At 51.2% G+C, this 4,350-nt stretch carries 5 protein-coding genes; 3 read left to right on the forward strand and 2 right to left on the reverse strand.

All coding sequences use genetic code 11. The features are described 5' to 3' along the window. Window positions 1-41: 41 nt before the first annotated feature. The gene (locus A7E48_RS07855) at window positions 42-818 is read right to left on the reverse strand and encodes a GntR family transcriptional regulator (protein WP_068171844.1); all 777 of its coding nucleotides are present in this window, start codon (window positions 816-818) and stop codon (window positions 42-44) included. Window positions 819-875: 57 nt separating this feature from the next. On the opposite strand from A7E48_RS07855, the gene A7E48_RS07860 reads away from it, so the two are divergent. From A7E48_RS07860 to A7E48_RS07870, 3 genes are read left to right on the forward strand one after another with little or no spacing between them, the layout of a single operon-like run. Next, window positions 876-1,346, forward strand: coding sequence for a PLD nuclease N-terminal domain-containing protein (locus tag A7E48_RS07860; RefSeq protein ID WP_068171847.1), 471 nt, complete (start codon window positions 876-878; stop codon window positions 1,344-1,346). Then, window positions 1,346-2,413, forward strand: coding sequence for a tryptophan--tRNA ligase (trpS, locus tag A7E48_RS07865; protein ID WP_068171852.1), 1,068 nt, complete (start codon window positions 1,346-1,348; stop codon window positions 2,411-2,413). Before A7E48_RS07860 ends, trpS begins: the two co-directional genes overlap by 1 nt. A 28-nt stretch (window positions 2,414-2,441) precedes the next feature. Beyond that, on the forward strand, window positions 2,442-2,975 hold the full coding sequence (locus A7E48_RS07870; protein WP_068171854.1) for a 2'-5' RNA ligase family protein: 534 nt from the start codon (window positions 2,442-2,444) through the stop codon (window positions 2,973-2,975). Here A7E48_RS07870 and A7E48_RS07875 read toward each other — a convergent pair. Continuing rightward, a complete protein-coding gene (locus A7E48_RS07875) occupies window positions 2,965-4,176 on the reverse strand; it encodes a hypothetical protein (RefSeq protein WP_233126037.1) in 1,212 nt (403 codons plus the stop codon). The two genes, A7E48_RS07870 and A7E48_RS07875, sit on opposite strands and share 11 nt — an antisense overlap. Window positions 4,177-4,350 lie beyond the last annotated feature (174 nt).

Genomic DNA, 4,350 nt, shown 5'->3' on the forward strand with positions numbered 1-4,350 from the left:
TTCCCGCCGCTGAGTAACTCAGCGGCGGGAATATTTGTTCTCTAGCGGTAGAGATCAAATTCGAAGTCGTAGCGGTCGGCGCGGTAGACTGCCACAGTGCTTTCGATGGGTTTGCCCCGGTTCGTATAGCCGATGCGGTCGATGCGTAGACCGGCAGTATGAAGGGGGACGGACAGTGCTGCTGACTCTTCATAGTCCAGGCTCACCGCAGAAACCTTTTCTTTAACCCGTTCTATGCGGTAGCCATTCTGTGCGAGTTGCCGTTCTAAGGGCACATTCAATTCTGGAGTGGAGTTTTTAAAGACTTCGCTGAGAAATCTCGCTTTTTCAAAGCACATGGGGTCCCCGTTGGCACGACGTAGCCGAACGGCTTCGATGATGGGCGTTCCGGCGGTAACACCTAGAAGATTGGCTAGGGAATCGTTGGCTTCTAGGTGTTTGAAACCCATGGTGATGGTGGAGGGAGTAAAGCCGCGCGCCACCATATCGTCTGTGTAGGAGACCAAATGGGGTTCTTTGATGCGGCGATTTTCCTCTGCCACATAAGATCCTGAGCCCTGCACGTTGTACACCAGACCCTGGCGCTGAAGTGATGAAATAGCTCGACGCACGGTATCGCGGCTTACTCCAAAATACTCTTGGAGTTCGCGTTCGGTGGGTAGGGGGGTATGCGCGGGAGCATCTTTGACAAAGGAAGTACTGAGAAAGCTAGCTAGACGATGGTACTTTGGGGAAGAACCTTCGGGTAGGCGGGCTCCTGAAAATGAACGGGAGACAGATGAGCTTTCAGCGGATTTAGGGGGATTTACGCTGGTCATACCTTACATCCTAACTGGATGTCAGTGAGCTTTAATCTATTTGGCATAATAGAGTTTATGCAATCCTCCGGTACTTCACATTCTTCCACTTCTACTACTGAGCAGAACCGCTTCAAAGCAATTCTCGGTGCCTGCATTGGCGGCGCTGTCTTGCTGATTCTTTTTATCTTCGCGATTATTCAGGCGAAGAATGAGGAGTCTGTTCTGGGATGGATCATTGCCGGTATTCTCTTGGCATGGCTCGGCGTGGCTGCCTACCTCGCCTGGGGCGTCATGAAACAGGCGAAGGCCTCGCAGAAGAGTTTTGATGAGGCGAGCGTCATTCGTCGAAATGAAGAAAATGCGCTGCTGGACGACAAACTTGCCCACAGCTTTAAAATCGTATTGGTGCAGTCGAACGTCATCAAAGAACAGTTAGCAGCGAACGCTTCAGAATCTGAAGCAATGATTGAGCGCGCACTGGATACTATTGATACAACTGCTAGTAATGGTATGAGCATGATCAAAGACGCTAAGGGAGATTCATAATGTCGGCTGAAGCAAAGTCTGATTCGTTTGACCGTTCAGTTATCCCCAATGCCGCTCATGGTGCGCCCCGTGCTTTTTCAGGTGCTCAGCCTTCGGCAGATTCTATGCATTTGGGTAACTATATTGGTGCGCTCAATAACTGGGTAGGCATGCAGCAGGACTTTGAGTGCCTGTATTTCATACCCGATATGCATGCTATTACCGTGCCGCAGGATCCAGCGCTGTTGCATGAGCGTACTCGTAAGACAGCAGCTCAGTACATTGCATGCGGTATTAACCCTGAGAAGACTCCGCTTTTTGTGCAGTCGCATGTTCCAGAGCATGCTCAGTTAGCCTGGGTTTTGAACTGTCTGACGGGTTTTGGCGAGGCGTCGCGTATGACTCAGTTCAAAGACAAATCAGCTAAGCAGGGTTCAGAAAATGCCAGTGTAGGTTTGTTTACCTACCCCGTACTGATGGCTGCTGACATCTTGCTATACCAGGCGGACGTCGTTCCTGTCGGTGAGGACCAGCGCCAGCACTTGGAGCTCACCCGTAACCTCGCTCAGCGATTTAACTCCCGCTATGGTGATACTTTCATCGTGCCTGAGCCCCTAATTTTGAAGGAGACTGCAAAGATTTACGATTTGCAGAACCCTACCTCAAAGATGTCAAAATCGGCACAGAACGAGAAGGGCATCATTTGGTTACTAGATGAGCCCAAAAAGACAGCTAAGAAGATTAAATCAGCGGTGACCGACGACGGCAGCGAGATCGCTTTTGACCGTGAGGCAAAGCCCGGAGTCTCCAACTTGCTCTCTATTTATTCGGCGGTATCTCAGCGCCCGGTGAATGAAATTGTTGAAGAATACCAGGGTAAAATGTACGGGCATCTGAAGGTTGACCTTGCTGAACTGGTTTCCGAGACGATGGAACCAATTCGCGCTCGTGCGTTGGAATTGCTCGATGACCCTGCAGAGCTTGACCGTCTGCTGGCGGTGGGTGCTTTGAAGGCGCGTGAAGTAGCTGCTGTGACTGTCGAGAACGTATACAAAAATATTGGTTTCATGCCGCAGGCTAGCCTGTAGTAGCCATCCGTTATTGAGGGAATGAAAGATGACGAACTCGCCCACTCTAGAGCAGGGAGAACATTACCTCAGCGTTGTCGCTGCGGTTCCTCCTGCTCTGAGCGAGCGAATTTTGGGGTGGCAAGTTAAACACGCGGCATCAGAACCCCGTTATCCCAGCCATATCACGGTGCACATTGCTCCGGTGAAGGATGGGCTTCACCTTTCGGATACTTTTATGCGCGAGGTGCGCTCATTTGTACCTTTCCCTATTGGACTGGGGGAGCCTGAAACTTTTGCGCCTCAGACTCCCGTGAGCTATTTACCTGTGCAACATGGTGATGCCAGCATTCATAGTTTGCGTGCCCTGTGTATCGACCATCTCGGACAGAGCGCCTCACCTTTTGAGTTTGTTCCCCATTTGACCATCGCGCACCAATGTCCAACAGATTTGCTCCAGGCTTCATTGGAAGATTTTGCTGATCTGCCCGAGGAATTACGCTCGTTTGAGGTGCAAGAAATAGGAATCTATTATTTTGATGGTCATTCGTGGGAGAACGTCGCCACTATTTCTATCTCATAGTTTTTCCGCTAACACCGCTGATTTCGTTAGGGGTTTCGGGAAGTTCTAGTTCTGCAAATTTTTCAGCTTGATCCTTATGCAGATTCTTGAGGGAAACCGCCATCAATTTCTTGGTGAAGGGGTCTGTGATGTAGGCAATTTCTCCAGTAACCCAGATGGCTGGGCGGGGATCCTGCCAGGTTTCAGATTCTTCCCAAGGTCCCATGAGGTCAACCGAACCTAGCTCTTTTCCTGTGTGTTGGTCGAAATAGCGTAGTTTGCCGTCGGTGGTTAGAAGCAATGCTTCGCCCTGAGGACCACGCGCGAGGGACCTAAAGGTGTAGCTGACGCCGTCGGGCAGTTGCACTTTGGTTCGTGTCTTCTCTGCGGTGTTGATGAGAGCGAACTGCTCAGGTCGCTCTAGCTCGGCGTCGGGGTCGGTCTTGTAATCGGCAAGAACGATTTCTGACTTCTCAGAGCCTGCCATGTTGCCCGACCGTGAGTATGGATCTTCGGGGTTGTCTATTTTGGTGAAAGTACCATCGCGGTAGATGAGGACGCCGTCTTCACAACCTACGGTGACCGTCTCGTCTTGAGCTACTGCCTCACCGTGAACTCCGGGGCACTGGTTATTTTCAGCAAGTTTTTTACCGTGTTGATCGACGACTGCCGCACCCGTGCGTTTTTCCTCCGAACCCTGTGCTACCAAGTAGTGGTCGTCTCCAAGAGGAATCGCAAATCCGTGATGGGGCTGGGGGAGAGTGACCTTGCTGGTTTTCAGCTGCTCTACGGTGCGCTGATTTTCTCCGGTGAGTTTTGCCGGATTGTAGACCTCGAAGGTGCCGGTTCCATCGGCAAACATGGCGGTTTTCTGATGGTGAGTGATGACGTGCCCGGTATGGTCTGCTGCAAATTCGAGTGAGCTGAGGGTGGGCTCAGCGGTGTAGAGATGGGAATGATCGCCGTGGGGTTGCTCCCATGAACCTGCGTCCAGAATCTTGTAGCTAGAGCCATCGGCCACAGTGATATGGCGGTTATCTCCCGATGGATTCAGGCGTAAGAAGCCTTCCTGGGGGAGGGATTTTATAAGCTTCATCTCTCTTCCGTCGACTATCATGATGCCGCCGTCATAGCTGAGGGCGATGCGCGATGACGGAGTTGAGCCTTCTTTGATGACGGGTGCTGAGGTGGTCGAGGAGGGGGTGCTTTCTGCAGAATTCATCTCGGTGTGCGAAGCTTTTTCCCCACCGCACGCGGATAATGTCAGAGCAGAAAAGAGAAGCACTGTGGATAGGGCTGGATTGGTGTGTATTTTTCGCATGAAAAAAATATAACTTAAATGAGAATCATTTGCATTATGAGGCAATAAAAAACCCGCCACATGGCCAGTGGCGGG

Origin of the sequence: Rothia sp. ND6WE1A (genome assembly GCF_001683935.1) — a bacterium.
Lineage (GTDB): Bacteria > Actinomycetota > Actinomycetes > Actinomycetales > Micrococcaceae > Rothia > Rothia amarae.